General features: G+C 64.0%; 25 protein-coding genes. 14 read left to right on the top strand and 11 right to left on the bottom strand.

All coding sequences use genetic code 11. The annotated features are described in order from the left end of the window. Positions 1-2: 2 nt before the first annotated feature. The 6 genes from ACZYOF_RS09240 to urtA all read right to left on the bottom strand — a co-directional run bounded on the left by ACZYOF_RS09240 (position 3) and on the right by urtA (position 6,649). Positions 3-839 carry an urease accessory protein UreD gene (locus ACZYOF_RS09240; protein WP_463715547.1) on the bottom strand — a complete coding sequence of 279 codons (837 nt, stop codon included), beginning with the start codon at positions 837-839 and terminating at the stop codon, positions 3-5. A gap of 29 nt (positions 840-868) precedes the next feature. After that, entirely contained in the window at positions 869-1,564 is a 696-nt protein-coding gene (gene urtE / locus ACZYOF_RS09235) for an urea ABC transporter ATP-binding subunit UrtE (RefSeq protein ID WP_130583587.1), read from the bottom strand. A gap of 123 nt (positions 1,565-1,687) precedes the next feature. Further along, on the bottom strand, positions 1,688-2,449 hold the full coding sequence (gene urtD, locus ACZYOF_RS09230) for an urea ABC transporter ATP-binding protein UrtD (RefSeq protein ID WP_282530363.1): 762 nt from the start codon (positions 2,447-2,449) through the stop codon (positions 1,688-1,690). Further along, positions 2,446-3,621: an urea ABC transporter permease subunit UrtC gene (gene urtC, locus ACZYOF_RS09225; RefSeq protein WP_282530364.1), complete on the bottom strand. Its 1,176-nt coding sequence runs from the start codon at positions 3,619-3,621 to the stop codon at positions 2,446-2,448. Before urtC ends, urtD begins: the two co-directional genes overlap by 4 nt. Continuing rightward, positions 3,618-5,231, bottom strand: a complete 1,614-nt coding sequence (gene urtB, locus ACZYOF_RS09220; RefSeq protein ID WP_463715546.1) for an urea ABC transporter permease subunit UrtB — start codon at positions 5,229-5,231, stop codon at positions 3,618-3,620. The genes urtC and urtB overlap by 4 nt, the downstream gene beginning before the upstream one ends. A 92-nt stretch (positions 5,232-5,323) precedes the next feature. After that, on the bottom strand, positions 5,324-6,649 hold the full coding sequence (gene urtA, locus ACZYOF_RS09215; protein ID WP_282530365.1) for an urea ABC transporter substrate-binding protein: 1,326 nt from the start codon (positions 6,647-6,649) through the stop codon (positions 5,324-5,326). Between the two features lie 570 nt (positions 6,650-7,219). Between urtA and ACZYOF_RS09210 the strand changes: the two genes are divergently transcribed. The 3 genes from ACZYOF_RS09210 to ACZYOF_RS09200 all read left to right on the top strand — a co-directional run bounded on the left by ACZYOF_RS09210 (position 7,220) and on the right by ACZYOF_RS09200 (position 9,446). After that, complete coding sequence (locus tag ACZYOF_RS09210; protein WP_394567308.1) at positions 7,220-8,653, top strand: DEAD/DEAH box helicase; 1,434 nt, start codon at positions 7,220-7,222, stop codon at positions 8,651-8,653. Positions 8,654-8,678: 25 nt separating this feature from the next. After that, positions 8,679-8,969: a translation initiation factor IF-1 gene (gene infA, locus ACZYOF_RS09205; protein WP_130582418.1), complete on the top strand. Its 291-nt coding sequence runs from the start codon at positions 8,679-8,681 to the stop codon at positions 8,967-8,969. A gap of 264 nt (positions 8,970-9,233) precedes the next feature. Beyond that, positions 9,234-9,446, top strand: a complete 213-nt coding sequence (locus ACZYOF_RS09200) for a cold-shock protein (protein ID WP_130582419.1) — start codon at positions 9,234-9,236, stop codon at positions 9,444-9,446. Positions 9,447-9,670: 224 nt separating this feature from the next. Here ACZYOF_RS09200 and ACZYOF_RS09195 read toward each other — a convergent pair whose 3' ends face one another. The 3 genes from ACZYOF_RS09195 to ACZYOF_RS09185 all read right to left on the bottom strand — a co-directional run bounded on the left by ACZYOF_RS09195 (position 9,671) and on the right by ACZYOF_RS09185 (position 11,589). Further along, the gene (locus ACZYOF_RS09195) at positions 9,671-10,306 is read right to left on the bottom strand and encodes a TadE/TadG family type IV pilus assembly protein (protein ID WP_463715545.1); all 636 of its coding nucleotides are present in this window, start codon (positions 10,304-10,306) and stop codon (positions 9,671-9,673) included. A gap of 14 nt (positions 10,307-10,320) precedes the next feature. Next, complete coding sequence (locus tag ACZYOF_RS09190; RefSeq protein WP_463715544.1) at positions 10,321-10,905, bottom strand: TadE/TadG family type IV pilus assembly protein; 585 nt, start codon at positions 10,903-10,905, stop codon at positions 10,321-10,323. A gap of 174 nt (positions 10,906-11,079) precedes the next feature. Continuing rightward, positions 11,080-11,589, bottom strand: a complete 510-nt coding sequence (locus ACZYOF_RS09185; RefSeq protein WP_463715543.1) for a pilus assembly protein N-terminal domain-containing protein — start codon at positions 11,587-11,589, stop codon at positions 11,080-11,082. A gap of 441 nt (positions 11,590-12,030) precedes the next feature. Between ACZYOF_RS09185 and ACZYOF_RS09180 the strand changes: the two genes are divergently transcribed. The 9 genes from ACZYOF_RS09180 to ACZYOF_RS09140 all read left to right on the top strand — a co-directional run bounded on the left by ACZYOF_RS09180 (position 12,031) and on the right by ACZYOF_RS09140 (position 20,926). Continuing rightward, the gene (locus tag ACZYOF_RS09180; protein WP_282530370.1) at positions 12,031-12,195 is read left to right on the top strand and encodes a Flp family type IVb pilin; all 165 of its coding nucleotides are present in this window, start codon (positions 12,031-12,033) and stop codon (positions 12,193-12,195) included. 306 nt (positions 12,196-12,501) lie between these two features. Beyond that, positions 12,502-13,026 carry an A24 family peptidase gene (locus tag ACZYOF_RS09175; RefSeq protein WP_282530371.1) on the top strand — a complete coding sequence of 175 codons (525 nt, stop codon included), beginning with the start codon at positions 12,502-12,504 and terminating at the stop codon, positions 13,024-13,026. 129 nt (positions 13,027-13,155) lie between these two features. Further along, positions 13,156-13,953: a Flp pilus assembly protein CpaB gene (gene cpaB / locus ACZYOF_RS09170; RefSeq protein WP_463715542.1), complete on the top strand. Its 798-nt coding sequence runs from the start codon at positions 13,156-13,158 to the stop codon at positions 13,951-13,953. Positions 13,954-13,994: 41 nt separating this feature from the next. After that, positions 13,995-15,446, top strand: coding sequence for a type II and III secretion system protein family protein (locus tag ACZYOF_RS09165; protein ID WP_463715541.1), 1,452 nt, complete (start codon positions 13,995-13,997; stop codon positions 15,444-15,446). Between the two features lie 9 nt (positions 15,447-15,455). After that, the gene (locus ACZYOF_RS09160) at positions 15,456-16,205 is read left to right on the top strand and encodes a CpaD family pilus assembly protein (RefSeq protein WP_463715540.1); all 750 of its coding nucleotides are present in this window, start codon (positions 15,456-15,458) and stop codon (positions 16,203-16,205) included. Continuing rightward, the gene (locus tag ACZYOF_RS09155; protein ID WP_463715539.1) at positions 16,202-17,467 is read left to right on the top strand and encodes an AAA family ATPase; all 1,266 of its coding nucleotides are present in this window, start codon (positions 16,202-16,204) and stop codon (positions 17,465-17,467) included. The genes ACZYOF_RS09160 and ACZYOF_RS09155 overlap by 4 nt, the downstream gene beginning before the upstream one ends. Positions 17,468-17,485: 18 nt before the next feature. Continuing rightward, a complete protein-coding gene (locus ACZYOF_RS09150; protein ID WP_463715538.1) occupies positions 17,486-18,949 on the top strand; it encodes a CpaF family protein in 1,464 nt (487 codons plus the stop codon). 11 nt (positions 18,950-18,960) lie between these two features. Beyond that, complete coding sequence (locus tag ACZYOF_RS09145) at positions 18,961-19,938, top strand: type II secretion system F family protein (RefSeq protein ID WP_463715537.1); 978 nt, start codon at positions 18,961-18,963, stop codon at positions 19,936-19,938. Positions 19,939-19,948: 10 nt separating this feature from the next. After that, entirely contained in the window at positions 19,949-20,926 is a 978-nt protein-coding gene (locus ACZYOF_RS09140; RefSeq protein ID WP_282530378.1) for a type II secretion system F family protein, read from the top strand. Between the two features lie 52 nt (positions 20,927-20,978). Here ACZYOF_RS09140 and ACZYOF_RS09135 read toward each other — a convergent pair whose 3' ends face one another. Next, positions 20,979-21,791: a tetratricopeptide repeat protein gene (locus tag ACZYOF_RS09135; protein ID WP_463715536.1), complete on the bottom strand. Its 813-nt coding sequence runs from the start codon at positions 21,789-21,791 to the stop codon at positions 20,979-20,981. A 170-nt stretch (positions 21,792-21,961) separates the two neighbouring features. On the opposite strand from ACZYOF_RS09135, the gene ACZYOF_RS09130 reads away from it, so the two are divergent. After that, positions 21,962-23,344, top strand: a complete 1,383-nt coding sequence (locus ACZYOF_RS09130; protein ID WP_463715535.1) for a leucyl aminopeptidase family protein — start codon at positions 21,962-21,964, stop codon at positions 23,342-23,344. Next, a complete protein-coding gene (locus tag ACZYOF_RS09125; RefSeq protein ID WP_463715534.1) occupies positions 23,337-24,179 on the top strand; it encodes a C40 family peptidase in 843 nt (280 codons plus the stop codon). The genes ACZYOF_RS09130 and ACZYOF_RS09125 overlap by 8 nt, the downstream gene beginning before the upstream one ends. A 273-nt stretch (positions 24,180-24,452) precedes the next feature. On the opposite strand, the gene ACZYOF_RS09120 is transcribed toward ACZYOF_RS09125, so the two are convergent. Further along, a complete protein-coding gene (locus ACZYOF_RS09120; RefSeq protein WP_463715533.1) occupies positions 24,453-26,078 on the bottom strand; it encodes an ABC transporter ATP-binding protein in 1,626 nt (541 codons plus the stop codon). Between the last annotated feature and the right edge of the window lie 7 nt (positions 26,079-26,085).

Below are 26,085 nucleotides of genomic sequence, written 5' to 3'. Positions count from 1 at the left end.
ATCTAGTTGAGCCACAGCCTCGGCAGCGGGACGGCAGAGGCGCGGCCGAGCACCGTCATCATGTCGGCGCGCAGCCTCATCGCATCTTGGGCACAGAAGCGCGCCATTGCAAACCCATTCCAACAGGAGATGCCGACTTCGCCGCGGAAGGAATCTTGCGCCTCGCGTATCCGCTCCACGACCGCATCATCGCCGGGCACGATCAGCGCGGTGCCGATGGCGACACCGCCACTCGCGACCGCAGGCCGCGCCAGCTTTTCACCGATATTGCCGTCGAGCCTGACGGTCTCGGCAAACACCAATCTACCGCCGCGACGCATCCGCCAGCGGTCGACAAATTCGCCATGGCGCATGGTCTCGCCCATGGCTGAGCGGCCGAACACCACGATCTCACACAGCAGCAGAGACGCACCTTCGGCCAGATCAATGTCGATCCGTCGCGAAATCCGAGCGCGGTCGAACAGGATGGTCTCCTGTGGCAGCCAGGACAGATGCGAGCCGGATTCGGCCTTCAGCGCGATGTTGAGCTGGGCAGCCGGTCCGGCCGCACGATAGACTTTTTCGGCGGCGGCTGTCGTCAGCGTCAGCCGCGCGCCCTCGCCGGCCGCGATATCGATGTCGAAGCGGTCGCCGCCGGCCACGCCACCGGCGGTATTGACGAACACGGCCGACAGCCCTTCGCCCTCCGGCGAAGGGAAACGTACGCGGAGCGAGCCGGATTCGTGCAAGTCGCCGCGGCGGGTGACACCGTCCTGCACGTGCGCCCCAAACCGCACCGCACCGCGGGCGCGGTTGGCCGCAAAGGTCGCTGCATCAGCGCGTGCAATCTCGGTGCGCATCCGTCCCCCCTGTTGGCCGGTTGCGTCCCTTATAGCGCCATTTGGCGGGAGATTTCAGCGGGATCGAGATTGGAGCGGTCGCAGGCATATTTCACCGCCCCACGGTCCATCACCGCGAAGGAGTCGCCGAGCTCGCAGGCAAAATCGAGATATTGCTCGACCAGCACGATCGCGATGTTGCCGAGATTGCGCAAATAGGAGATGGCGCGGCCGATGTCCTTGATGATCGAGGGCTGGATGCCCTCGGTCGGCTCGTCCAAAAGCAACAATTTCGGCCGCATCACCAGCGCACGGCCGATCGCTAATTGCTGTTGTTGTCCGCCGGAGAGGTCGCCACCGCGGCGGCCGAGCATCGATTGCAGCACCGGAAACAGCGAGAACACGTCGTCGGGGATGAAGCGGTTTTCCCGCTTGAGCGGGCCGAAGCCGGTCTTGAGATTCTCCTCCACCGTGAGCAGCGGAAAGATCTCGCGCCCCTGCGGCACGAAGCCGATGCCGCGCCGCGCGCGCTCATACGGCTTCAGGCCGGTGATATCGTTGCCGTCGAACTCGATCGTACCTGACGCGATCGGATATTGGCCGACCATCGCGCGGAGCAGCGAAGTCTTGCCGACGCCGTTGCGTCCGAGCACGCAGGTGACCTTGCCGGGCTCGGCCGACAGCGAGACGCCGCGCAGCGCCTGTGCCGCGCCGTAGAAGAGGTTGATGTTGTCGACTTTGAGCATCAGCGATCTCCTATCGCGACGCAGCGAATGGCGAATAGCGAATGGCGAATGGTTAGAATTGTCGCGCTCATAGTCTCCACGCTTCCCTATTCGCTACTCGCCATTCGCTATTCGCACTACGGCCTATCGACCCAAGTAGACCTCAACGACCCGCTCGTTCGATGAGACCTGGTCGATGCTCCCCTCCGCCAGCACCGTGCCTTCATGCAAGCAGGTCACCTTGACGCCAAGCTCGCGCACGAAGGTCATGTCGTGCTCGACCACCATGATGGTGTGGTCCTTGTTGATCTCCTTCAGAAGCTCCGCGGTCTGGTGGGTCTCGACATCGGTCATCCCAGCGACGGGCTCATCGACCAATAGCAGTTTCGGATCCTGCGCCAGCAGCATGCCGATCTCCAGCCACTGCTTCTGGCCGTGACTGAGGCTGCCGGCGAGCCGGTTGCGCGCGTCGGTCAGCCGGATGGTCTCCAGCACTTTCTGGATGCGCTCGGTCTCGGCCCTGCTCTCGCGCCAGAACAGCGTGCCCCTGACGCTGTGGTCGACATTGAGTGCGAGCAGGAGATTGTCCTGCACGGTCTGGCTTTCGAACACCGTCGGCTTCTGGAATTTGCGGCCGATGCCGAGCTCGGCGATGCGGGTCTCGTCGAGCCGGGTCAGGTCGGTGACGCCGTCGAACAGCACGGTGCCCTCGTCCGGCTTGGTCTTGCCGGTGATGATGTCCATCATCGTGGTCTTGCCAGCGCCGTTCGGGCCGATGATCGCGCGCATCTCGCCCGGCTCGAGCGCGATCGAGAGGTTGTTGATGGCGTGGAAGCCATCGAAGGAGACGTGCACGCCGTCGAGATACAGCATTGCGGAAGTGGCACGGGTGTCCATCACGTTCATCGCGCCTGCTCCGCCGGATTGGGTTCGCTGATGCCGTCTTCGCGTGCGGCGCTTTCCGCGGCCGCGTCGCGCTGCGCCCTCCATGGCTCCCACCAGGAATTGAAGGTGCCGACGATGCCCTTCGGCAGCAGCAGCGTCACCAGGATGAACAGCGCGCCCAGCATGAACAGCCAGTACGGCGCGAGTGGACCTGAGGTGAAGAACGTCTTGGCATAGTTGACGACGACGGCGCCGAGGGCTGCGCCCACCAGCGTGCCGCGTCCGCCGACCGCTACCCAGATCACGGCCTCAATCGAATTGCCCGGCGCGAATTCGCTTGGATTGATGATGCCGACCTGCGGCACGTAGAGCGCACCGGCGACGCCGGCCATGCAGGCCGACAGCGTGAACACGAACAGCTTGTAGGATTCGACGCGATAGCCGAGGAAGCGGGTGCGGCTTTCGGCGTCGCGCACCGCGATCAGCACCTTGCCAAGCTTCGAGGTCACGATCGCCCGACAGATCAGGAAACCAACAATTAGCGCAAGACAGCTCAGCGCGAACAAGGCGGCGCGCGTGCCGTCGGCCTGGACGTTGAAGCCCAGGATGTCCTTGAAGTCGGTCAGGCCATTGTTGCCGCCGAAGCCGAAATCATTGCGGAAGAAGGCAAGCAGCAGCGCATAGGTCATCGCCTGGGTGATGATCGAGAGATAGACGCCGGTGACGCGGGAGCGGAAGGCGAGCCAGCCGAAGCAGAAGGCGAGCAGGCCCGGCACCACCAGCACCATCAGGGCGGCGAAGGGGAACATGTCGAAGCCGTACCAGTACCAGGGCAGCTTGTCCCAGTTCAGGAACACCATGAAATCAGGCAGGATCGGGTTGCCATAGACGCCGCGGCTGCCGATCTGGCGCATCAGGTACATGCCCATGGCGTAACCGCCGAGCGCGAAGAAGGCGCCATGGCCGAGCGAGAGGATGCCGCAATAGCCCCAGATCAGATCGATGGAGAGCGCCAGGATCGCGTAGCAGACATATTTGCCCCAGAGCGCGACCAGATAGGTCGGCACCTGCAGGAACGAGCCTTGAGGCAGCAGCAGGTTCGACAGCGGGATCAGGATGCCGGCGGCCGCGACGATAAGGATGAAGGCGGTCGCGGCGCGGTCCAGCGAGCGGGTGAGGATATGCGCGCTCATGCTTCCACCGCCCGCCCTTTCAGCGCGAACAGGCCGCGTGGCCGCTTCTGGATGAACAGGATGATCAGGACCAGGATGGCGATCTTGCCGAGCACGGCGCCGGCGACCGGCTCCAGGAACTTGTTGGCGATCCCCAGCGTGAAGGCGCCGACCAGCGTGCCCCAGAGATTGCCGACACCGCCGAATACGACGACCATGAAACTGTCGATGATGTAGCTCTGGCCGAGATTGGGGCTGACATTGTCGATCTGCGACAGCGCCACGCCCGCGATGCCGGCAATCCCCGAGCCGAGGCCGAAGGTCAGCGCGTCGACGCGCGAGGTGGCGATACCCATCGAGGCCGCCATCCGGCGGTTCTGGGTCACCGCGCGCATCTCGAGCCCGAGCGCGGTGTAGCGCAGCATCGCAAGCAGGATCACGAACACCGCGAGCGTGAAGCAGAGGATCCAGAGCCGGTTATAGGTGATGGTGATCTGGCCGAGCTCGAAGGCGCCGCTCATCCAGGAGGGATTGCCGACTTCGCGATTGGTCGGGCCGAACATTGTGCGCACCGCCTGCTGCAGCACCAGCGACAGGCCCCAGGTCGCCAGCAGCGTCTCCAGCGGACGACCATAGAGGAAGCGGATGATGCCGCGCTCGATCAGGACTCCGATCCCGCCCGCGACCAGGAAGGCGAGCGGCACCGCGATCAGGAGCGAATAGTCGAACAGGCCGGGATAGCGCGTCCGGATCACCTCCTGCACCACGAAGGTGGTGTAGGCGCCCAGCATCACCATCTCGCCATGGGCCATGTTGATGACGCCCATCACGCCGAAGGTGATGGCAAGCCCGATCGCCGCCAGCAGCAGCACCGAGCCGAGCGACAGGCCATACCAGGCGTTCTGCACCGCCGACCACATCGCCAGATTGCTCTGGATCGAGGAGATCGCGCCGGTGATGGCTTGCGCCACCAGCGGCGGCTGGTCGGGGCCGGCGCTGGTCAATAGCGCCAGCGCTTCCTGGTCGCCGCGCGACTTGATGACCCCGACCGCCTCGAGCTTGTCGTTGTCGGAGGCGTCAGACTTGAACAGGATGATCGCCGCACGGGCCTCGGTGAATGCCTGCTTGGCCGCCTTGTCGGTCTCCTTGGCGAGCGCGCCCTCGACCACGGAGAGTGCGTTCTCGTCATGGCTCTTGAAGACGGATTGCGCGGCGGCAACGCGCTTGGCGGGATCGGGCGAGAGCAGCGTCAGGCTGCCGAGTGCGGCCTCCACCGTGCGGCGCAGGCGGTTGTTGAGACGGACGGACGCCGCATTGTCCGGCAGCTTGTCGACGGCGGCACCGGTGGCGGCATCGATGATCTTGCCGTCCGTTTGCGTGATGAAGACTTTCTTGCTCTCGGGATCGGCCGACAGCCGCTCCTCCTGGAGCGCCGAGATGATCGGGAAGGCGAGCGGATTGCCCGAGCTTGCGACCGCCTCGATCGCTGCTTCGGTATCGGAAAATTCGTCATTGGCGAATTTGGCGACCGCGTCCTCGAACGGACCCGCGAAGGCCGGCAGCGCGAAGCAGGCAATCAGCAAGACTGAAAGGACGATCGCGCGAAAACGATCAAGGAAATAGCCAAACACGTGACGACCCCGGCAGGAGTGGTGAGGAGAAGGCGGCGAACGCCGCCGCCTTCCCCAGTCTCTTGGAAGACTGTTTAAATGGACGGCTTAGATCAGGAGCCCTGACCGCCGCACTTGTTGGTCTTGGTGTTCCAGTTGCCGCACTTCTTGCCGACCCAGTCACCGATCAGGTCCCTGGAGCCTTCCAGCTCCTTCGACCAGGCATCGCCCGCGACGAGGCCAGGGGTCTTCCACACCACATCGAACTGGCCGTTGCCCTTGATCTCGCCGATGAACACCGGCTTGGTGATGTGGTGGTTCGGCAGCATCTTGGAGACGCCGCCGGTCAGGTTCGGCGCCTCGGTGCCGGGCAGCGCGTCGATCACCTTGTCCGGATCGGTCGACTTGACCTTCTCGACCGCCTTCACCCACATGTTGAAGCCGATGTAGTGCGCTTCCATCGGGTCGTTGGTCACGCGCTTCGGATTCTTGGTGTAGGCCTGCCAATCCTTGATGAACTTCTCGTTGGCGGGCGTCTTGATCGACTCGAAGTAGTTCCAGGCGGCGAGATGGCCGACCAGCGGCTTGGTGTCGATGCCGGCGAGCTCTTCCTCACCGACCGAGAACGCCACCACCGGGATGTCGGTCGCCTTGATGCCCTGGTTGCCGAGCTCCTTGTAGAAGGGAACGTTGGCGTCGCCGTTGATGGTGGAGACCACCGCCGTCTTCTTGCCGGCCGAGCCGAACTTCTTGATGTCGGCCACGATCGTCTGCCAGTCGCTATGACCGAACGGCGTGTAGTTGATCATGATGTCTTCCTGCTTGACGCCCTTCGACTTCAAGTAGGCTTCCAGGATCTTGTTGGTGGTGCGCGGATAGACATAGTCGGTGCCCGCCAGCACCCAGCGCTTCACCTTCTCGTCCTTCATCAGGTAGTCGACCGCGGGGATCGCCTGCTGGTTCGGAGCGGCGCCGGTGTAGAACACGTTGCGCTCGGACTCTTCGCCCTCGTACTGCACGGGGTAGAACAGGATGTTGTTCAGCTCCTTGAACACCGGAAGCACGGATTTGCGCGACACCGAGGTCCAGCAGCCGAACACGACCGCGACCTTGTCCTTGGTGATGAGTTCGCGGGCCTTTTCCGCAAACAGCGGCCAGTTCGATGCGGGATCGACGACGACAGCCTCGAGCTTCTTGCCGAGCACGCCGCCTTTCTTGTTCTGCTCGTCGATCAGGAAGAGAATCGTGTCCTTCAGCGTGGTCTCGCTGATGGCCATGGTGCCGGAGAGTGAATGCAGGACGCCGATCTTGATGGTGTCGTCGGCGGCTTTGGCCGGAGAAAATGGCGACGACGCCAGGCCCAAAACCAGACCCGCGGCGGCAGCGAGCCAGCCACGGCGGCTCAGCGTCGCTATATCGTGAGTAAGCTGTGTGATCATGAAATGTCATCTCCCTGACGCAGGCGTGAACGCATGCGAACGGCCCCACGGCCGCCTGCGGTCAAGGAATCGCAAGAACCATGCCACGGTCGAAGCACCGCTTAAGTCACTGCTATCACAATGAAATTTGGCATTTCCGGGAGAATGCAGAGGACGACAGCCCAATTATTAGGCGACAAAAATGTATGCCAAAGCGGCAATCAGTTCGTTTTTTAGGCAATCAGACTTATTTGGCTAAATTTCCGGCAGCCAATTGTGACGCTATCGCGACATCGGGCTCGCACCCTGCAATAGCGACTTCGCTCCGGAGGCCGGCCGAATCCGAGAGAGTTTACCTTGAAAGCGCCGCGTTCATGTTCCATATGGATGCCATGATCCGCGCGAATCGCCGGGTCGGCGCAAGCTTGCGTGTTCTAAGCCGCCTTGGTTCCAACCAGCCTCGGCGGCTTTTGGCTTGCCTTTGATCAGCCAACAGCACCGATGCCCCAAACACGAGGGTATCACCGATGCCCTCACGCGCCCGGCCGGCATGGCCGGCGCGCCTGACGTTTTGATGGAAAGACCTCCCTTTTGACCTCCTTTCAGGATTTCGGCCTTGCCGATCCCATCGCCCGCGCACTTCGGGAAGAGAACTACGTAACCCCCACTCCGATCCAGGCCCAGACCATTCCGCTCGCGCTCGAAGGCCGCGACGTGATCGGCATTGCGCAAACCGGCACCGGCAAGACCGCGTCCTTTGCGCTGCCGATCCTCAACCGCCTGCTGCAGAACCGCACCAAGGTGCAGCCGAAGTCGTGCCGCGTGCTGGTGCTGTCGCCGACCCGCGAATTGTCGGGCCAGATCCTCGACAGCTTCAATGCCTATGGCCGCCACATCCGCCTTTCTTCCGCACTCGCGATCGGCGGCGTACCGATGGGCCGGCAGGTCCGCTCGGTGATGCAGGGAGTCGAGGTCATGGTCGCCACCCCCGGCCGCCTGCTCGACCTCGTGCAGAGCAACGGCTTGAAGCTCAATCAGGTCGAGTTCCTGGTGCTCGATGAAGCCGACCGCATGCTCGACATGGGCTTCATCAACGACATCAGGAAGATCGTCGCCAAGCTGCCGCAGAGGCGACAGACGCTGTTCTTCTCGGCGACGATGCCGAAGGATATCGCCGAACTCGCCGAAGCGATGCTGCGTGATCCGGCCCGCGTGGCGGTGACACCGGTGTCCTCGACCGCCGAGCGCGTCACACAGCGCATCATCCAGGTCGATTTCACCGCCAAGCCCGCCATACTGGCGCAACTGTTGAAGCAGGAACCGGTCAACCGCGCGCTGGTGTTCACCCGCACCAAGCACGGTGCCGACAAGGTGGTGAAGGGGCTGGAGAAGGCCGGCATCGCGGCTAACGCGATTCACGGCAACAAGTCGCAGAATCACCGCGAGCGCACGCTAGCGGCCTTTCGTTCCGGCGAAATCCGCACCTTGGTCGCGACCGACATCGCCGCGCGCGGCATCGACGTCGACGGCATCAGCCATGTCGTCAATTACGACCTGCCCAACGTGCCGGAGACTTATGTGCACCGCATCGGCCGCACCGCACGCGCCGGCGCCGACGGCGTTGCGATCTCGCTGATCGCGGGCGCAGAGGAGATGGGATATCTGCGCGACATCGAACGGCTGATCCGGGTGGCGCTGCCGCGCGAAGATCGCCGTACACCGGGCAATCGCGAGCAGGCGCCTGCCGCCGCCGCCGCCCCGCATCGGGCGGCTGGACGAGCGGCGCAGCGGCCCCATATGGCCAAGGGAAATGAATCGCCTCAGGCAGCAAAAGGCCCTCGCCGCCGCCGCCGTGGAGGTGGTAAGAATGGCGCGCCGCAGGCGAACCGGGGCGAGTCGCCACGTCCGCCGCAGATCGGCAAGAGCGAGGGCAACCAGGGCAGCGGCATTCAAGGCGTCGCCTTCTTGCACCGCGAAAGCCGGGCGAAACCGCAGCCCAAACGCAACAACCAAACGCAGCACTAGCCGTCAATCGATTCTGGAGAACCACATGGCTAAGGAAGAGCTGATCCAGTTCGAGGGGCTGGTGACCGAAATCCTCCCCGACGCACGCTATCGCGTGCAACTCGATACCGGACACGAGATTGTCGCCTATACGGCCGGCAAGATGAAGAAGAACCGCATCAAGACGCTGGCCGGCGACCGGGTTACGATTGAAATGTCGCCCTACGATCTCGAGAAGGGGCGGCTGATTTTCCGTCACAAGGACGAACGTCCGAGTTCGCCCGGCGGCCCGCCGCGCGGCCAGGCGCCGCGGGGCGGCCAGTTCCGCCGCCGCTGACGCGCCCCGAAGCCGTCCGGAATCGCGCACGACACCCTGACGTCTTGCGCGATCCCGGCGGTTTGCACGTTCGAACGAAATCCGCGCACGTCAGGATTGTTTTAGGGCCGTTTTTCGCATAATATCGGGCTAATCGATTTTCGGCCGGACGACATTAGCCATCCACCGGTATCCCGGTTCAGGTGCTGACGACCCTTCCAAAATTCGATCCACCAGCCTGCCAGAAGCGGGCTTTGACTTGTCTATCTGAGAAGGGACTATCCCGTGAGCATGGGAACCGTGAAGTGGTTTAACGCAACCAAGGGCTACGGCTTCATTCAGCCCGATGACGGCGGCAGCGACGTGTTCGTGCACATCAGCGCTGTCGAGCGCGCTGGCTTGGGCACGCTGCGCGAAGGCCAGAAGATCTCCTACGAGATCGTGTCCGATCGTCGCTCCGGCAAATCCGCCGCCGACAATCTGCGCTCGGCGGGCTGACCGACGACGGGCCTGCGTCCGCAGCGTTAGCGAGTGCGTCAAGCGCTCGGAAGCAAGAGCATTAGATAAGAAAGAAGCCGCGCTCACCGCGCGGCTTCTTGTTTTGGTTATGCGCGCAGACCGCGCGTTAAGGCATGATCCGATCAGGCTGAATCCCCACCTCTCCGCTTGCGGGAGAGGTGAACCGGAACCTGCCGCGCGATTCAACCAAATGACATCACGCTCTAGGAAACCGGCGTGCAACTGCTGCCGGCATTGGCGGGCGGAGGATAGTCGACGCAGGTCGAGTGCCTCGGGCGGGTATAAGCCTCGTCTTCCATCGAAAGGTCGGTCTTGACCACATAGCCGACCGTCGGCGTGTAGGTGTAGCTGACCTCGCTCCAGATCAGCCAGGTGTTCGGTATCAGCAACCCCTCAGGAACCGTCACCGTATCCCCCCGGTTGTGCGGCGAAGCCTTGAGCGTCGCCTGTGGCGAGCCGCTGACCATTGCGACGGTGGCCGACTGGCTCCACTGGATCTTCGCGATCTTGTTCTTGTCGATGAATATTTCCGAGACGGTCGCGGACAACGGCGTCAGCGAATAGGGCAGCATGATTGCCCCGCTCGCGGCGAAGACATTCTGCATATCCGTGTTCTTGACGCTGTCCGGCGATTGCGAGGTCAGGTCGGACGTCGCGTGTGCCACCAGCGTCAGCTTGCGCTTGATGGCGATGGCAGAGCTGAGCTCGACCGTTCCGAAGAACAGCACCAGCATGATGGGCACGATCATCGCGAATTCGACAGCCGCCACGCCGCGGCAATCGCGCACGAGATCGCCGATCTTGCGGCGCACGCGCCACGTCGATGAGAGCAAACTCATTCTCATTGCTTCGCTCATGAGCACGTCGCCCCACCAGTCGGAAAGGGCTCGTTCTTGAAGACCGCCGTTCCCGACAACAGGCGTTTGCTGCCGTTGAGATTGGACAGGTCGTATTCGAGATCGTATCCGACGTTGAGGATTTTGATGATGTAGACCGGCCACTCATAGAACAACCTGACCACGACGATGTTGCTGTCCTGGCCAGGACAATATTTCATGTCATTGATGAAGGTGCTGCTTCCATTGATCTGGTTGGGAATCTTGACCACGTTGGCCTGCGCGTAGCTGCGAACGTCGACAGAGATGCCGTTTTTGCAGTCGAACATGAAACTGAGCTTGTGGCCGCAGACTAGATCCTTGAACTGCGCCTGACTGAGCGAACCGCTTTGCGCCTGGCCGGTCTGGACCATGCGCGCGGTATCCTGGGTGATCGTCTCGAGCACCTGGCTGGCGAAGAAGACCAGCGCCGTCTCGATGATCGCAAACAACAGCGCGAAGAACACCGGCGCGACGAGGGCGAATTCGACGGCGGTTACACCGCGACGATCGCGGCGAAACCGGCGCAACAGGTTCCGGAAAGAGCCAAGGGGCTGCGGCATCGGGGGAGTCTCGCGGGAATGACCCCGCAAGGACTAACCGAAACTGATTGTCGAAATGTTTCGCCGGAACCAGACGGCACGACCCGTTCCGTTAGGCCGGCGTTAAGTATGGACGGGACAGCGCAAGGACGCCGCCACCAACGCCTCTGCAGCTTTCGTCAGTTGGACGATTTGTCAGTTGGACGATTTGGAGGCGGACCCGCCCTGCCCGCTTGCCTGGGTGCTGAGCGTGCCGGCCTGATCGATCGCGGACTTGAAGTAGTTCTCGCCATCGCCGAGCGTCACGCGGCGCTGGCAGGTCGGCATGCAGCTATAGGATTCCCGCTCGATGCCGCGATAGACGGTGACGAGCTGGTCGCTCGGGCCCTGGACCTGGATCTGGCGATCGACCAGCACCTGGCCGTTGCGGTCCATCGCGATGAAATTGGTGGCGCCATAACCCTTGCCGGTGACGACCACGACGCCGCCGGTCTGCAGCGTCACGTCGGCGATCATGGGGTTGCCGACCACGATGGTGGCGATGCCGGTCGGGAGCTTGACGAGCTTGGCCTGGTCGACATTGACCTCGATCCGATCAGGATCGGCCGCGGCAAAGCCCGCGGAAGGCCAGGCCGTGACGGCGGCTGCGAGAAGGCTGAAGGCGAGACCCGCCAACGTACGGATACGCTCTGACTTGAACGACATGCTCTACCCCGGGACACTGACAAGCCGGCAACCGCGATACGCAGCGGAAGCGGCGCCCGACAGAGCTAAACTGACAACAATTCATGAACGAAGTGCAAAAAGCGCTTCCGCAATTGCACCCGCATTCGTTTCCGGAGCGGACGGGCGGCCTGCCCGCTGCATCGCCGCGGCCGCCTACCCAATCCTCTCGTAACCGAGCGCACCTCGATACAGGGTTTGATCCAATCACGTTGGCATCCAAAAGATTCAAGTTTTACCGAACGTCTTAAGCCCGCGTTGACTCTGCGTCGGAACTGTCAAATTTGGGGCGATCTTTCTGCAATCGAATTAACTGCTGCGCAATTGTCGCACCCCTACGGTCGCGTGCATGGTCACGGTGCTGAGAACGCCGGTGTGACCAAACGATAGTTCGACCAGCCACGTGCACACCAGGAGTAATCTATGAAGAACCTCGTTTCGCGTTTCATTAAGGACGAGTCCGGCGCGACCGCCATCGAGTACGGTCTGATCGCCGCGCTCATTGCCGTCGTGATCATTGGCACTCTTACGACCATCGGCACTCGCCTCGACACCAAGTTGCAGGCCGTGTCGGAGGGGCTGAAGTAGTCAGCCGATGTGGCCCGCACAAAGGCCCCGGCGATCCGGGGCCTTTGTCTTATTCGTCGAGTTGGACGGCGGAAAGCATGCGTAGATCAACTGTTCCACGTCTTGCGGCAGCCAAGGCCTGCTTTCGGGTAGGTAATCCAAACGACGCGTCCGCGCAGATCATCTGCGTCGCCCTGATACTGGCAGTTGTCACGCTCGCCGGCCGGATAGCGGCAGTATGGTGAGTACGCTGCCTTCGCCGATTGTTCACCTCTCGCGGCTAGATTCGAGGCGACCTCATCTGGACCGCACGGGCTGCGTAATCACATGATCCTCGACATTCTTCGCCTGCTGCTGTTTCCCGCACTGATGGCGTTCGCCGCAGCAAGCGACCTTGTCAGCATGACAATTTCAAACCGCGTGTCGCTGGCGCTCATGGCGGGGTTTGTCGTGCTCGCGCTCGCGAGCGGCATGGGGCTCCACGAGGTGCTTTCACATGCCGGCGCCGGCGCCGCCGTGCTCGCGGCCGGATTTGCCTGCTTTGCGTTCGGCTGGATTGGCGGCGGCGACGCCAAGGTTGCGGCCGGCGCCGCGCTCTGGCTCGGCTTCGACCATCTGCTGCCCTATCTGCTCTATGCGTCCCTGTTCGGTGGCGCACTGACGCTGCTTCTGCTGCAGTTTCGACGATGGCCGCTGCCCTACCCGCTGCTGAGCCAAGCCTGGCTGCTGCGGCTGCACGCCAAGGAGACCGGCATCCCTTATGGCATCGCGCTCGCGCTTGGCGCGCTCGTGATCTATCCCGAGACCGACTGGATGAAGGCGGTCGACGTGGCGCATTTCGCAACGCGTTGAACGGGCAGAAGTAACTGCCCGTTAAGGCGATTTAGATACGCCTCATTAACCATGCTTTGACGAATAGCTGGTCAACTGCCGATCACAGCGGCGGGAACCGTCGCGTCGTCCTGTGGAAAGTGAAGCGTAATGAATACCGCCCGCATCGTGGTCCTGGCTATTGCCGGCGTTGCCGGCCTCGCGGCGCTGTATCTGGCGAGCGGAGGTGGCGACCGACCCGCTCCCAAGACCGAGCCGGTGGCGCAACTGCCGACCGTCGACATCCTGGTCGCGAAGTCCGATATCGGCCTCGGCCAGTCGGTCAAGGCCGACGACTTGCAGTGGCAGAGCTGGCCGGCCTCGAGCGCGAGCAGCTCGTTCATGCGGCGCGACAGTAAGGCCGATGCCATGAAGGACGCCATCGGCTCAATTGCGCGAGCGCCCTTTATCGCCGGCGAGCCGATCCGCGAGCAGAAGTTGGTAAGAGCCGATGGCAGCGGCTTCATGGCCGCGATCCTGCCGTCCGGCATGCGCGCGATATCGACCGAAATCTCGCCGGAGACCGCTGCCGGCGGCTTCATCCTGCCGAACGACCGGGTCGACGTCATTCTCTCCAAACGCAGCAAGAATCCGGACAGCAATGGCCCCGACGTCGTCAATTCGGAGATCATCCTGAGCAATGTCCGCGTGCTTGCGATCGACCAGGCGCCGAAGGAAAAGGACGGCACCAGCGCGCTGATCGGCAAGACCGTGACACTCGAGCTCAAGCCCGAACAGGCGGAGACGCTGGCACGTGCCCGCCAGAGCGGCACGCTGACGCTGGCGCTGCGCAGCATCGCCGACGTCAATATCGTCGAAGCCAACGCCGACAATCAAATGCGCAGGCGTGGCCAAACCATCAACGTCATCCGCTACGGCATCGCCAGTCCGCAAACGGTACAGAAGTGAGCGAAAGGGCGCGGGGAATGAGAGGCTGGGGGAATCGATCGATGCTGCGGGCTTTCGTCGTTCGCGCCCTGTCGTTTTCGGCCGCCGTTGCGTTCGCGCTCAACCCGGCCCTGACGCCGGTGGTGGCGAGCGATTACCGCGTCACGGCGCCGCCAACGGCGGACGGCCAGGCCAACGCGCGCTTCCTGTCGCTCGGGGTCGGCAAATCGGTCGTGGTCGACCTGCCCCGCGATATCAAGGATGTACTGGTAGCCGATCCCAAGATCGCCAATGCCGTGATCCGCTCGTCGCAGCGCGCCTATATCATCGGCGCCGCGATCGGCCAGACCAACATCGTGTTCTTCGATTCCGCCGGCGCACAGATCGCCGCCTATGACATCGCCGTGAAGCGCGACCTCAATGGGCTACGCGCCGCGCTCCGCCAGGCGTTGCCGAATGCCGACATCCAGATCGACGGCGTCGGCGACGGCGTGGTGCTGACCGGCACGGCTTCGAGCCCGATCGAGGCGCAGCAGGCCGGCGATCTCGCCGCGCGGCTTGCCGGCGGCCCTGAAAAGGTGGTCAATTCGATCGTGGTCCGCGGCCGCGACCAGGTGATGCTCAAGGTCACCGTCGCCGAGGTCGCACGCTCCATCGTCAAGCAGCTCGGCATCGATCTCACCGCCAACCTGAACTACGGCACGGCGGTGGTGAATTTCAGCAACGCCAATCCCTTCACCGCCTATGGCCGCGCGCTGGTGCCCGACAACACGGCGACAACCTCGTTCGGCGCCACCCCCTCGGTGAGGGCGACGCTGCGCGCGATGGAAAGCGCGGGCGTGGTGCGGACGCTGGCCGAGCCGAATCTGACGGCCATCTCCGGAGAGTCCGCGACCTTCATCGCGGGCGGCGAATTCCCAATTCCAGCGGGCTACTCCTGCGACCCCACAACCCATGTCTGTACAACGCAGATCCAGTTCAAGAAATTCGGCATCTCGCTGAACTTCACGCCGATCGTGCTGACCGAGGGCCGCATCAGCCTGCGGGTGATGACCGAGGTGTCCGAACTGTCGAACGACAATTCGATCACGATCTCGCAATCCGTCACCGCCAATCAGGTCAACGCGCTGACCATTCCCTCGATCAAGACCCGCCGCGCGGAAACGACCCTGGAAATCCCCTCCGGCGGCGCGATGGCGATGGCCGGCCTGATCCAGGAGCAGACCAAGCAGGCGATCAACGGTTTTCCGGGCCTTGCCCAACTGCCGATCCTCGGCACGCTGTTCCGCAGCCGCGACTTCGTCAACAACCAGACCGAGCTGATGGTGCTGGTGACCCCCTATGTCGTGCGCGCGGTCGCGCAGAAGGACCTGTCGCGGCCGGACGATGGTTTTGCCAATGCATCCGACCCGCAAGCGGACTTCCTCGGCAGCATCAATCGCATCTATGGCGTGCCGGGCCGTACCGAGCCGGGGCGAAATTACCGTGGCACTTACGGCTTCATTACCGACTGAGGCGGGACGATGACACCCAAGCTGACATCCAAACGATCCGCCGATCGCAACCGCACCCTCGCTCGCCTCGGGGCGCTGATCGGCATTGCGGTGGCGCTCGGCGCCTGTCGGCACACGGAAGATTCGCCGCTGGCGAGCTTTCCCGACGATTATCGCCTGCGTCATCCGATCGCGGTCCAGGAAGCCGACCGCTCCATCGTGGTGTTCGTCGGCAGCGGTCGCGGCGGCCTCACCGCCGAACAGCGCGCCGACGTGATGGGGCTGGCGCAGACCTGGCTGCGCGAAGGCACCGGCGCGATCAGCATCGACACGCCGCTCGGCACGCGGAATGCGCGCGCCGCCGCCGAGTCCCTACGCGAGATCCAGGCGACCTTCGCCGCCGCCGGCGTGCCACCGCGCGCGGTCGCCGTGCGCCAGTATCGTCCCGAGGATCCGCGCCATTTCGCGGCGATCCGTATCAACTATGCGCGGATCTCGGCGGTGGCCGGCCCATGCGGCACCTGGCCGGAGGACCTCGGACCGTCGATCAACAACAAGAGCTATTTCGACAACAAGCCCTATTACAATTTCGGCTGCGCCAGCCAGCGCAACCTCGCCTCCATGGTCGACAATCCGAGCGATCTGGTGCAACCGCGCGCGGAGACGCCGCCTTACACCGAGCGGCGTGACGTGGCCTTCGAAAAGTACCGCAAGGGCGTGGCGACAACGACGACCTATCCCGAGGCCGACGCGGCCAAACTGAGCAATCTCGGCAAATGATCAGTTACGCGCGCCAGAACTCCGACGCCCAGCCTGACGTCCCGTCGCAGGTGGAGGAGCATATTGCCCCGGCGCCGCGGGTGTCGGTGCAGGCGTTCTGCGATACGGTGGAGACCGCCGCCGCGGTGCAGTCAGCCGGCGAGGACCGCAGGCTCGCCAAGGCGCATCTGAAGATCCAGATGGGCGGCATGGCCGCCGCCATCGAGGCCTATCGCTCGGCGCCGACGCCAAACGTCATCATCCTGGAAACCGGAACCAATAGCGACATCCTCGCCGGTCTCGACCAACTCGCCGCGGTCTGCGACGCCGGCACGCGCGTGATCGTGATCGGCCGCCTCAACGATGTCGCGCTCTATCGCGAGCTGGTGCGCCGCGGCGTCAGCGACTACATGATCGCGCCTGTTGTCACCATCGACGTGGTGCGCTCGGTCTGCAACCTGTTCTCGGCGCCCGAGGCCAAGGCGGTCGGGCGCATCCTGGCCGTGGTCGGCGCCAAGGGTGGTGTCGGCGCGTCCACCGTGGCGCACAACGTCGCCTGGGCGATCGCGCGCGACCTGGCGCTGGATTCCGTCGTCGCCGATCTCGATCTCGCCTTCGGCACGGCCGGCCTCGACTACAACCAGGATCCGCCGCAGGGGATCGCCGAGGCCGTGTTCTCGCCCGACCGTGTCGACACCGCCTTCATCGACCGGCTGCTGTCGAAATGCACCGATCACTTGAGTCTGCTCGCGGCGCCCGCCACGCTCGACCGCGTCTACGATTTCGGCGCCGAGGCGTTCGATGCGATCTTCGACACGCTTCGCACCACCATGCCCTGCACCGTGCTCGACGTCCCGCACCAATGGTCGGGCTGGACCAAGCGGGCGCTGATCGCCGCCGACGACATCCTGGTGGTCGCAGTCCCCGACCTTGCCAACCTGCGCAACACCAAGAACCTGGTCGACCTCTTGAAGGCCTCGCGGCCGAACGACCGCGCGCCGCTCTATTGCCTCAACCAGGTCGGCGTGCCGAAGCGCCCCGAGATCAACGCCGCCGAATTCGCCAAGGCAATCGAGGCCGAGCCGATCGCGACGATTCCGTTCGATCCGCAGATCTTCGGCTCGGCCGCCAATAACGGCCAGATGATCGCGGAGATCTCCGCCAATCATCGCACCATCGAGATGTTCCTGCAGATCGCGCAGCGGCTGACCGGCCGCGGCGAGACCAAAAAAACCAAAGGGTCGTTCCTGTCGCCCTTGCTGGAGAAGCTGCGGGCGAAATAGCCGGTCTGGAGTAGAGTCGTGTTTGGCAAGCGTAGCGCAAATGACAGTGAAGTGCGGGCATTGAGGCCCGCCGTTCACGCGCCGGAACCTTCGGCCGCAGCCGCGCCGGCGCGCGAGATGGCTCCTCCGACCATGCCTTCGCCCCCGATCGCCCCGCCCAAGCCGCCGCCGACGCCGACCGTCGACACGCGCCGATCCGACACTTACTACCAGGTCAAGGCCACCATCTTCGGCGCGCTGATCGAGGCAATCGACCTCGCTCAGCTCGCCAAGCTCGACGGCGATTCCGCGCGCGAGGAAATCCGCGACATCGTCAACGAGATCATCGCGATCAAGAACATCGTGATGTCGATCGCCGAGCAGGAAGACCTGCTCGACGACATCTGCAACGACGTGCTCGGCTACGGCCCGCTGGAACCGCTGTTGTCGCGCGACGACATCGCCGACATCATGGTCAACGGCGCCGGCACGGTTTACATCGAGGTCGCCGGCAAGATCCAGCGCACCGGCATCCGCTTCCGCGACAACCAGCAGCTTCTCAACATCTGCCAGCGCATCGTCAGCCAGGTCGGCCGCCGCGTCGACGAATCTTCGCCGATCTGCGACGCCCGCCTCGCCGACGGCTCGCGCGTCAACGCCATCGTGCCGCCGCTCGCGATCGATGGACCCGCGCTCACCATCCGCAAATTCAAGAAGGACAAGCTGACACTGGAGCAGCTCGTCAAGTTCGGCGCGATCTCGCCGGATGGCGCGAGCATTCTGCAGATTATCGGCCGCGTCCGCTGCAACGTCTTGATCTCCGGCGGCACCGGCTCCGGCAAGACCACGCTGCTCAACTGCCTGACCAACTATATCGAGCACGACGAACGCATCATTACCTGCGAGGACGCCGCCGAGCTGCAGCTGCAGCAGCCGCATGTGGTGCGGCTGGAAACCAGGCCGCCTAATATCGAAGGCGAAGGCCAGGTCACGATGCGCGAACTGGTCCGCAACTGCCTGCGTATGCGCCCTGAGCGCATCATCGTCGGCGAAGTCCGCGGACCCGAGGCGTTCGACCTGTTGCAGGCGATGAACACCGGCCACGACGGCTCGATGGGCACGCTGCACGCCAACAACCCGCGCGAGGCACTGTCGCGCTGCGAATCCATGATCACGATGGGCGGCTTCTCGCTGCCCTCGCGCACCATTCGCGAGATGATCTGCGCCTCGATCGACGTCATCATCCAGGCGGCGCGCCTGCGCGACGGCTCCCGCCGCATCACCCACATCACCGAGGTGATGGGCATGGAGGGCGACACCATCATCACGCAGGACATCTTCCTGTACGACATCGTCGGCGAGGACGCCAACGGCAAGATCATCGGCCGGCATCGCTCGACTGGCATCGGCCGGCCGAAATTCTGGGAGCGCGCCCGCTACTATAACGAGGAGAATCGCCTCGCCGCCGCGCTCGACGCCGCCGAAGCGCCGCCGCCGGCATAAGGAAGCCGATGATGAACCTGCAATTGCTCGCCCTCGCCTTCCTCGCCGCAACCGCCGTCGGCGGCCTCGGCTGGGTCTTCCTCTATCCGTTGCTGTCGGGGGAGAAGCAGGCGGAAGCGCGCCGCGCCTCCATCGGCCGCTCCGAACCCGCAACCACGCGGCAGGCCGAACGGACCCAGCGTTCGCGCCGCGAGCAGGTCGAAGGGACCTTGCGCGAGCTCGACGCGCGCCGGCAGAAGGAGGCGAAGGTCTCGCTGAGCAAGCGCCTGACCCAGGCTGGCCTCGACTGGACGCCTCAGAAGTTCTGGATCGTTTCCGCCATCCTTGCAGCGATCGGCTTCGTGCTCTCCTACATGATCAGCGGCGGACTGTTGGGCTCAGTAGGCATTGCCTTCGCCGCCGGCTTCGGACTGCCGCGCTGGCTGCTCGGCTTCCTGAAAAAGCGCCGCGAAGCGGCGTTCCTGAAGGCGCTCCCCGACGCCGTCGACGTGATCGTGCGCGGCATCAAGGCCGGCCTGCCGCTGTTTGAATCGCTCAAGGTGGTCGCCAGCGACTCGCCTGAACCGCTCAAGAGCGAGTTCAAGGCAATCATCGAGACACAGACCATCGGCATGCCGCTCGGCGATGCCTGCGCCCGCCTCTACGAGAGCATGCCGGTGCCCGAAGCGAATTTCTTCGGCATCGTGGTCTCGATCCAGCAGAAATCCGGCGGCAATCTCTCGGAAGCGCTTGGCAACCTCTCCAGGGTGCTGCGCGACCGCAAGAAGATGAAAGAGAAGATCAAGGCGATGTCGATGGAAGCCAAGGCTTCCGCGGGTATCATCGGCGCACTGCCCCCGACCGTTATGCTGCTCGTCTATATCACGACGCCCCAATACATCTCGCTGCTGTGGACCCATCCGACCGGTCAATTGATGTTGGTAGCCTGTCTGGTCTGGATGAGCATCGGCATCTTCGTGATGAAGAAGATGATCAATTTCGATTTCTGACGGGTGAAGCATGATTGATCTTCTGGCCAGCAAGCTCCACGACGTCAGGTTCATGACCATGCTGCTCGCGGCGATCGCCGTGAGCGCGACCTGCTACTCGCTGATCATGCCGTTGTTCGCCGGCGAGAACCTGCAGAAGCGAATGAAGGCAGTGGCGAGCGAACGCGAGCGCATCCGCCAGCGCGAGCGCGAGCGGCTGGCCAAATCGGAAAAGGCGTCGCTGCGGCAGGCGCCGAAGCAGATGGTCTCCAAGGTCGTGGAAGACTTCAACCTGAGCAAATGGGTGGCGCAGGAGAGCGCTCGCGAGAAGCTCGTCATGGCGGGCTATCGCGGCAACGCTCCTTATGTCACCTTTCTGTTCTTCCGCGCTCTGACGCCGATCGTGATGCTGGTCGGCGCCGCACTGTATGTTTTCGTAATCGCGCAACTGCAAACGTCACTGCTGACGAAGATCGGTATCTGCCTCGGCGCGGCGTATCTCGGGCTGCAGGCGCCCATGCTGTTCCTGAAGAACGCCATCACCAAGCGTCAGCTTTCGATCAGGCGCGCCTTTCCCGACGCGCTCGACCTGCTCTTGATCTGCGTCGAATCCGGCATGTCGGTCGAAGTCGCTTTCAGGAAAGTCGCAACCGAGATCGTCGGACAATCGGTGGCGCTGTCGGAAGAGTTCACGCTCACCACGGCGGAGCTCTCCTACCTGCAGGACCGCAAGACGGCCTATGAAAACCTCGCCACGCGCACCGGGCTCGAGAGCGTAAAATCGGTCTGCCTGGCGCTGCAGCAGTCCGAGCGTTACGGCACGCCGCTCGGCCAGAGCCTCCGCGTGATGGCGCAGGAGAATCGCGACATGCGTATGGCCGAGGCCGAGAAGAAAGCCGCGTCGCTGCCGCCGAAACTGACGGTGCCGATGATCCTTTTCTTCCTGCCCTGCCTCTTCATCGTCATTCTCGGCCCGGCCGTCATCAAGGTCATGGCGGCGATGCACTGAACCGATTGTGTGGCCCGAGAGAGGTATCTTAAGCTACACCGCCTGAGACGGATCAGTCGTCGCGCGCGACGATCGGCACCGGTTTCGCCGCAGCAATCCGTGGATTGTCCCGGCCCTTTAGCATGTCGCGGAGGTAGGCGACATTGGCGGCCGCTTCCTCGGCCGGCAGATCGGCCTTGACGATATTCTCGGCTTCCGCGAACCGCCCTTGCAGGCCGACCACCAGGGCAAGGTTCTGCCGCACCCGGCTGTCGGCGCGGCTGCTGGCATAGGCGCGGCGCAGATTCTCTTCGGCCTTGGGCAGGTCGCGGCTCAGCATGTAGGACAGGCCGAGATTAGACAGCACCGACGGCTCGTCCGGAGCGAGGCGCAGCGCGCTCGCATAATAGCGGCGCGCCTCGTCATGCCGGCCAAGCCTGTCGAGCGTGGTTCCCTGCACCGACAGGATGCGCCAATCGGGATTGTCGGGGGAGTGCGCGCGGCTCAGCACGTCGAACGCCGCCTGCGCATTGCCGTTGTCGGCAAGCGCCCGGCCGTAGGCTGCGAGCAGCGGCCGGTTGCCGGGATTGGCGATGGTGGCCTGCTCCAGCATTGCGACCGCCTGCGCCCGTTGTCCGGTCGTACGCAGCGCCTGACCGTAGCCGATCGCGGCTTCGACATCCTTCGGGTTGGCGCGATAGCGCTCGCCATAGAATTCGACGGCGCGGCGCGGGTCATCCGGCGCAGCTGCGGCGGCGGTCCTCGTCCGTGGGGTCAGCGAGCCCGCGACATCGGAGAGCGTCTGGCAGCCGCCAAGACTTGCCGCCAGCAGCGCCGAAAGGGCAGCCGACGCGAGCGCGCGGGCAAGACTGGACTGTCGACGCATAGCGCTTTAACTCACAATTTCGCGCGAAAAGATCGAGCCGAATGCACCAGCAATAGACTGTTAACCCTAACGTCTGGTTAACTGGCGTGATCCGGAAAAGTGGAGGCCGGTTTTCCGAAGAGATCACGCCCAAGTAAGATTCAAGGCCCCTGCCATTTGATGAGAGCCGCATGCCATCCATCTTCGAAACCGCATCCGCGTCGAACGCCATTCCCATCACGTTCATCACCAAGACGAATTGGGAGCAGATCCGCGAGACGCTTCCCGCGCATGCGCGGCACTTCGCGCAGGCCAATGGCTTTGCGGCCAAGCCCGGCAAATATCTGGCGCTGCCGGCGCCTGACGGTTCGCTCGCGCAGGTGCTGTTCGGACTTGAGGATGAGGCAAGCCGGTCGCATGATCCATTCCGGCCGGGCAGCCTGCCCGGATTGCTGCCATCAGGCGTCTACCGCTTCGCCAATGCGCCGCACGATACGCGGCTCGCCGCACTCGCCTTTGCGCTCGGCAGCTACCGCTTCCGCCGCTATCGCAAGGCGGAAATGCCCGACGTGCGGCTGGTGCCGCCGGATGGCGTTGATGCGGCAGACCTGGCGCGCATGGTGGAGGCCGCATGCCTGGCGCGCGACCTCATCAACACGCCCTCGAACGACATGGGGCCGCAGGAGCTGGCGCAGGCGGCGGAACAGATAGCGTCGCGGTTCGGCGCCACGTTCAACTGCATCACGGGCGACGAGCTCGTGCGACAGAATTTTCCGCTGATCCACGCCGTCGGCATGGCCTCGAGCCGCGCGCCGCGGCTGATTGATCTCACCTGGGGTGACCCCGATCACCCCAAGGTGACGCTGGTCGGCAAGGGCGTTTGCTTCGATACCGGCGGGCTCGACCTGAAACCATCGAGCGGCATGCTCATCATGAAGAAGGACATGGGCGGTGCCGCCAATGTGCTTGCGCTTGCGCAGATGGTGATGGACGCGAAGCTCAAGATAAGGCTGCGCGTGCTGATCCCTGCGGTCGAGAACGCGGTCGCGGGCAACGCTTTCCGCCCGCTCGACATCTTCACCTCGCGCAAGGGGCTGACGGTCGAGATCGGCAATACCGACGCCGAGGGACGGCTGGTGCTCGCCGATGCGCTGGCACTCGCCGACGAGGAGAAGCCGGATCTCCTGATCGACCTCGGCACGCTCACGGGCGCCGCGCGCGTGGCGCTGGGGCCGGACCTGCCGCCCTTTTACACGCAGGATGATACGCTAGCCGCGGAAGTTGCGGCCCACGCCAAGTCCGAGCACGATCCGTTGTGGCGCATGCCGCTATGGCCCGCCTACGATGCCTGGCTGGATTCGAAGACCGCCGATATCACCAATGCGCCGTCGGGCACGTTCGCCGGTTCGGTCACCTGCGCGCTGTTCCTGCAACGCTTTGTCGAGCACGCCAAACGCTGGCTGCATGTCGATATCTACGGCTGGACTCCCAGCGCGAAACCGGCGCGGCCCGAAGGCGGCGAATGCCAGGCGGCGCGCGCGATCTACAAACTGTTGAGCCAGCGCTATGGATGATCCGCGCCTGACACCTTCCCGCGGCGACATCGCCGCGAAATACCTCGAAGGCAGGGTGAGCGCTGAGCGCTTCGTTGCCGGCGAGGAGTTCGAGATCGCGCACGCACTCGCGCCGCTCCGCGAGGCGCCACGCTCCGACGCCACGCTGCTGACGCAGGCCCTGAAGGGCGAGCGCGTCACCATCTATGACCGCAACAGCGAGGGATTCGCCTGGGCCCAGCTTGGCAGCGACGGCTATGTCGGCTGGCTGCCCGATGCCGCGCTGGCAAAACCTTCCGCCGCGCCGACCCACAAGGTGACGGCGCTGCGGACCTTCGCCTTTCCCGGCCCCTCGATCAAGCTGCCGCCGGTCGAGACGCTGCCGCTCGGCGCCCGGCTGAACGTCGCGCGCGAAGACGGCGTGTTTGCGGTGACACGCGAAGGCTGGCACCTGCCGCGCCGCCATGTCGGCGGCATCGACGCGATCGAGGATGATTTCGTCACTGTGGCCGAACGTTTCATCGGGACGCCTTATCTCTGGGGCGGCAAGAGCAGCCTCGGCATCGATTGCTCCGGCCTGGTGCAGGTCGCGCTGACCGCCGCCGGCACCGGCTGCCCGCGCGACAGCGACATGCAGCAGGAAGGCCTCGGGCGCGAGCTGAGCGCGGCGGAAACAAGGAAGCTGCAGCGCGGCGACCTGATCTTCTGGAAGGGCCATGTCGCCATCGTGCGCGATGCGACAACGATCGTGCACGCCAATGCGCATCACATGGCAACCGTGATCGAGCGCACTACGGAGGCCATCGCCCGCATCAAGGCGGCCGGCAGCGAAGTGGTCGCGATCAAGCGGCTTTAACTCGCAGCCCGGGTGGAGCGCAGCGCAACCCGGGACAACTGCGTCAACATCCACCAGCGGCCCCGGGTTACGCTGACGCTCCACCCGGGCTACGACGCCAATGCGTGTCGAGCACGGGGGCCTCATCCTTCGAGACGCCGCTTCGCGGCTCCTCAGGATGAGGGGAAACACGGTGCTCTCGGGACGGTCAGACGTTGCCGCAGGCTAAACTGCCCGCCCCTCATGGTGAGGAGGCGCGCAGCGCCGTCTCGAACCATGAGGCCCAACTGCCACTCAGGTCGCCACCGCACCGTTGCCTGCCGTCTCCAGGCGAAAGGCGGCGGCGAAGAGGGCGCGGGTGTAGTCGCTCTTCGGGTTCTTGAACAGCTCGGAGGCCGGCCCCTCCTCCTCGACCTTGCCGGATTTCATCACGATCAGATGGCTGGCGAGCGAAGCCACCACGCGCAAATCGTGCGAGATGAACATGTAGGTGAGGTCGCGCTTGCGCTGCAATTCGCGCAAGAGGTCGACCATCTGCGCCTGGAACAGCATGTCGAGCGCGCTGGTCGGCTCGTCCAGCACCACAAAATTCGGCTCCAGCACCACCGCGCGCGCGATCGAGATGCGCTGGCGCTGGCCGCCGGAGAACTCATGCGGGTAGCGGAAGCGCCATTCCGGCTTGAGGCCGACATCCGTCAGAGCCTTGATCACCCGCGCCTCGCGCTCTTCGGCCGATAACTGGCGCTGATGAACCGTCAGCCCTTCGGCCACGATGTCGCCGACCGACATACGCGGGCTCAGCGCGCCGAACGGATCCTGGAACACGATCTGCATGTCGCGGCGGAACGGGCGCATCTGCTTGAAGCGCAGGCCCTGGATGTTGCTCCCTAAAAACACGATCGGCCCGTCGGAGGAGATCAACCGCAGCAGCGCGAGCCCGAGCGTGGTCTTGCCGGAGCCGGATTCGCCGACCACGCCGAGCGTCTCGCCCTTGCGTACCGCGATGCTGACGCCGTCGACCGCCTTGATATGACCGACAGTAGAGCGCAGCAATCCGCGCTTGATCGGGAACCAGACCTTCAGATCATCCGCCGAGATCACCACCGGCTGGTCCGGGCGTGGCGGCGCCGGATCGGGCTTCGGCTCTGCGGCGAGAAGATCGCGCGTATAGGGATGCTTGGGCGCGGTGAAGACCTGCTCGACCGGGCCGTGCTCGACGATCTTGCCGCCATTCATGACGCAGACGGTGTCAGCGATGCGGCGGACGATACCGAGATCATGGGTGATGAACAGCATGCTCATGCCGAGCCGGGTGCGGATCTCGGCCAGCAGCGCCAGGATCTGCGCCTGCACGGTGACGTCGAGCGCCGTCGTCGGCTCGTCCGCGATCAAAAGGTCGGGCTCATTGGCGAGCGCCATCGCGATCATCACCCGCTGGCGCTGGCCGCCGGAGAGCTGATGCGGATAGCTTTGCAGCCGCGTCTCGGGCTCGGGAATGCCGACCTGCGTCAGGAGCTCAATGGTGCGCGCCCGCGCCGCCGCGCCGCGCACGCCGCTGTGCAGCGACAGGATCTCGCCGATCTGCCCCTCGATGGTGTGGAGCGGATTGAGCGAGGTCATCGGCTCCTGGAAGATGATCGAGATGTCGTTGCCCCGCACCTCGCGCATCTCTCGCTCCGAGGCGGTAAGAAGGTCACGGCCCTTGAAGCGGATGGTGCCGGAAGGATGCGACGCGGCCGGATAGGGCAGCAATTTCAGGACCGACAGCGCGCTGACGGACTTGCCCGAGCCGGATTCGCCGACCAGCGCGAGGCATTCGCCACGCTTGATCGAGAACGAGACATGGTCGACCGCGATCGACGGGCCGAACGCGACCGAGAGGTCGCGGACATCGAGCAGCGGCTGGTTGATGGCGTCCATGATGCTG

It is taken from the genome of Bradyrhizobium sp. LeoA1Lang, from assembly GCF_055413685.1.
This window is presented reverse-complemented; position numbering and strand designations above follow the sequence as displayed.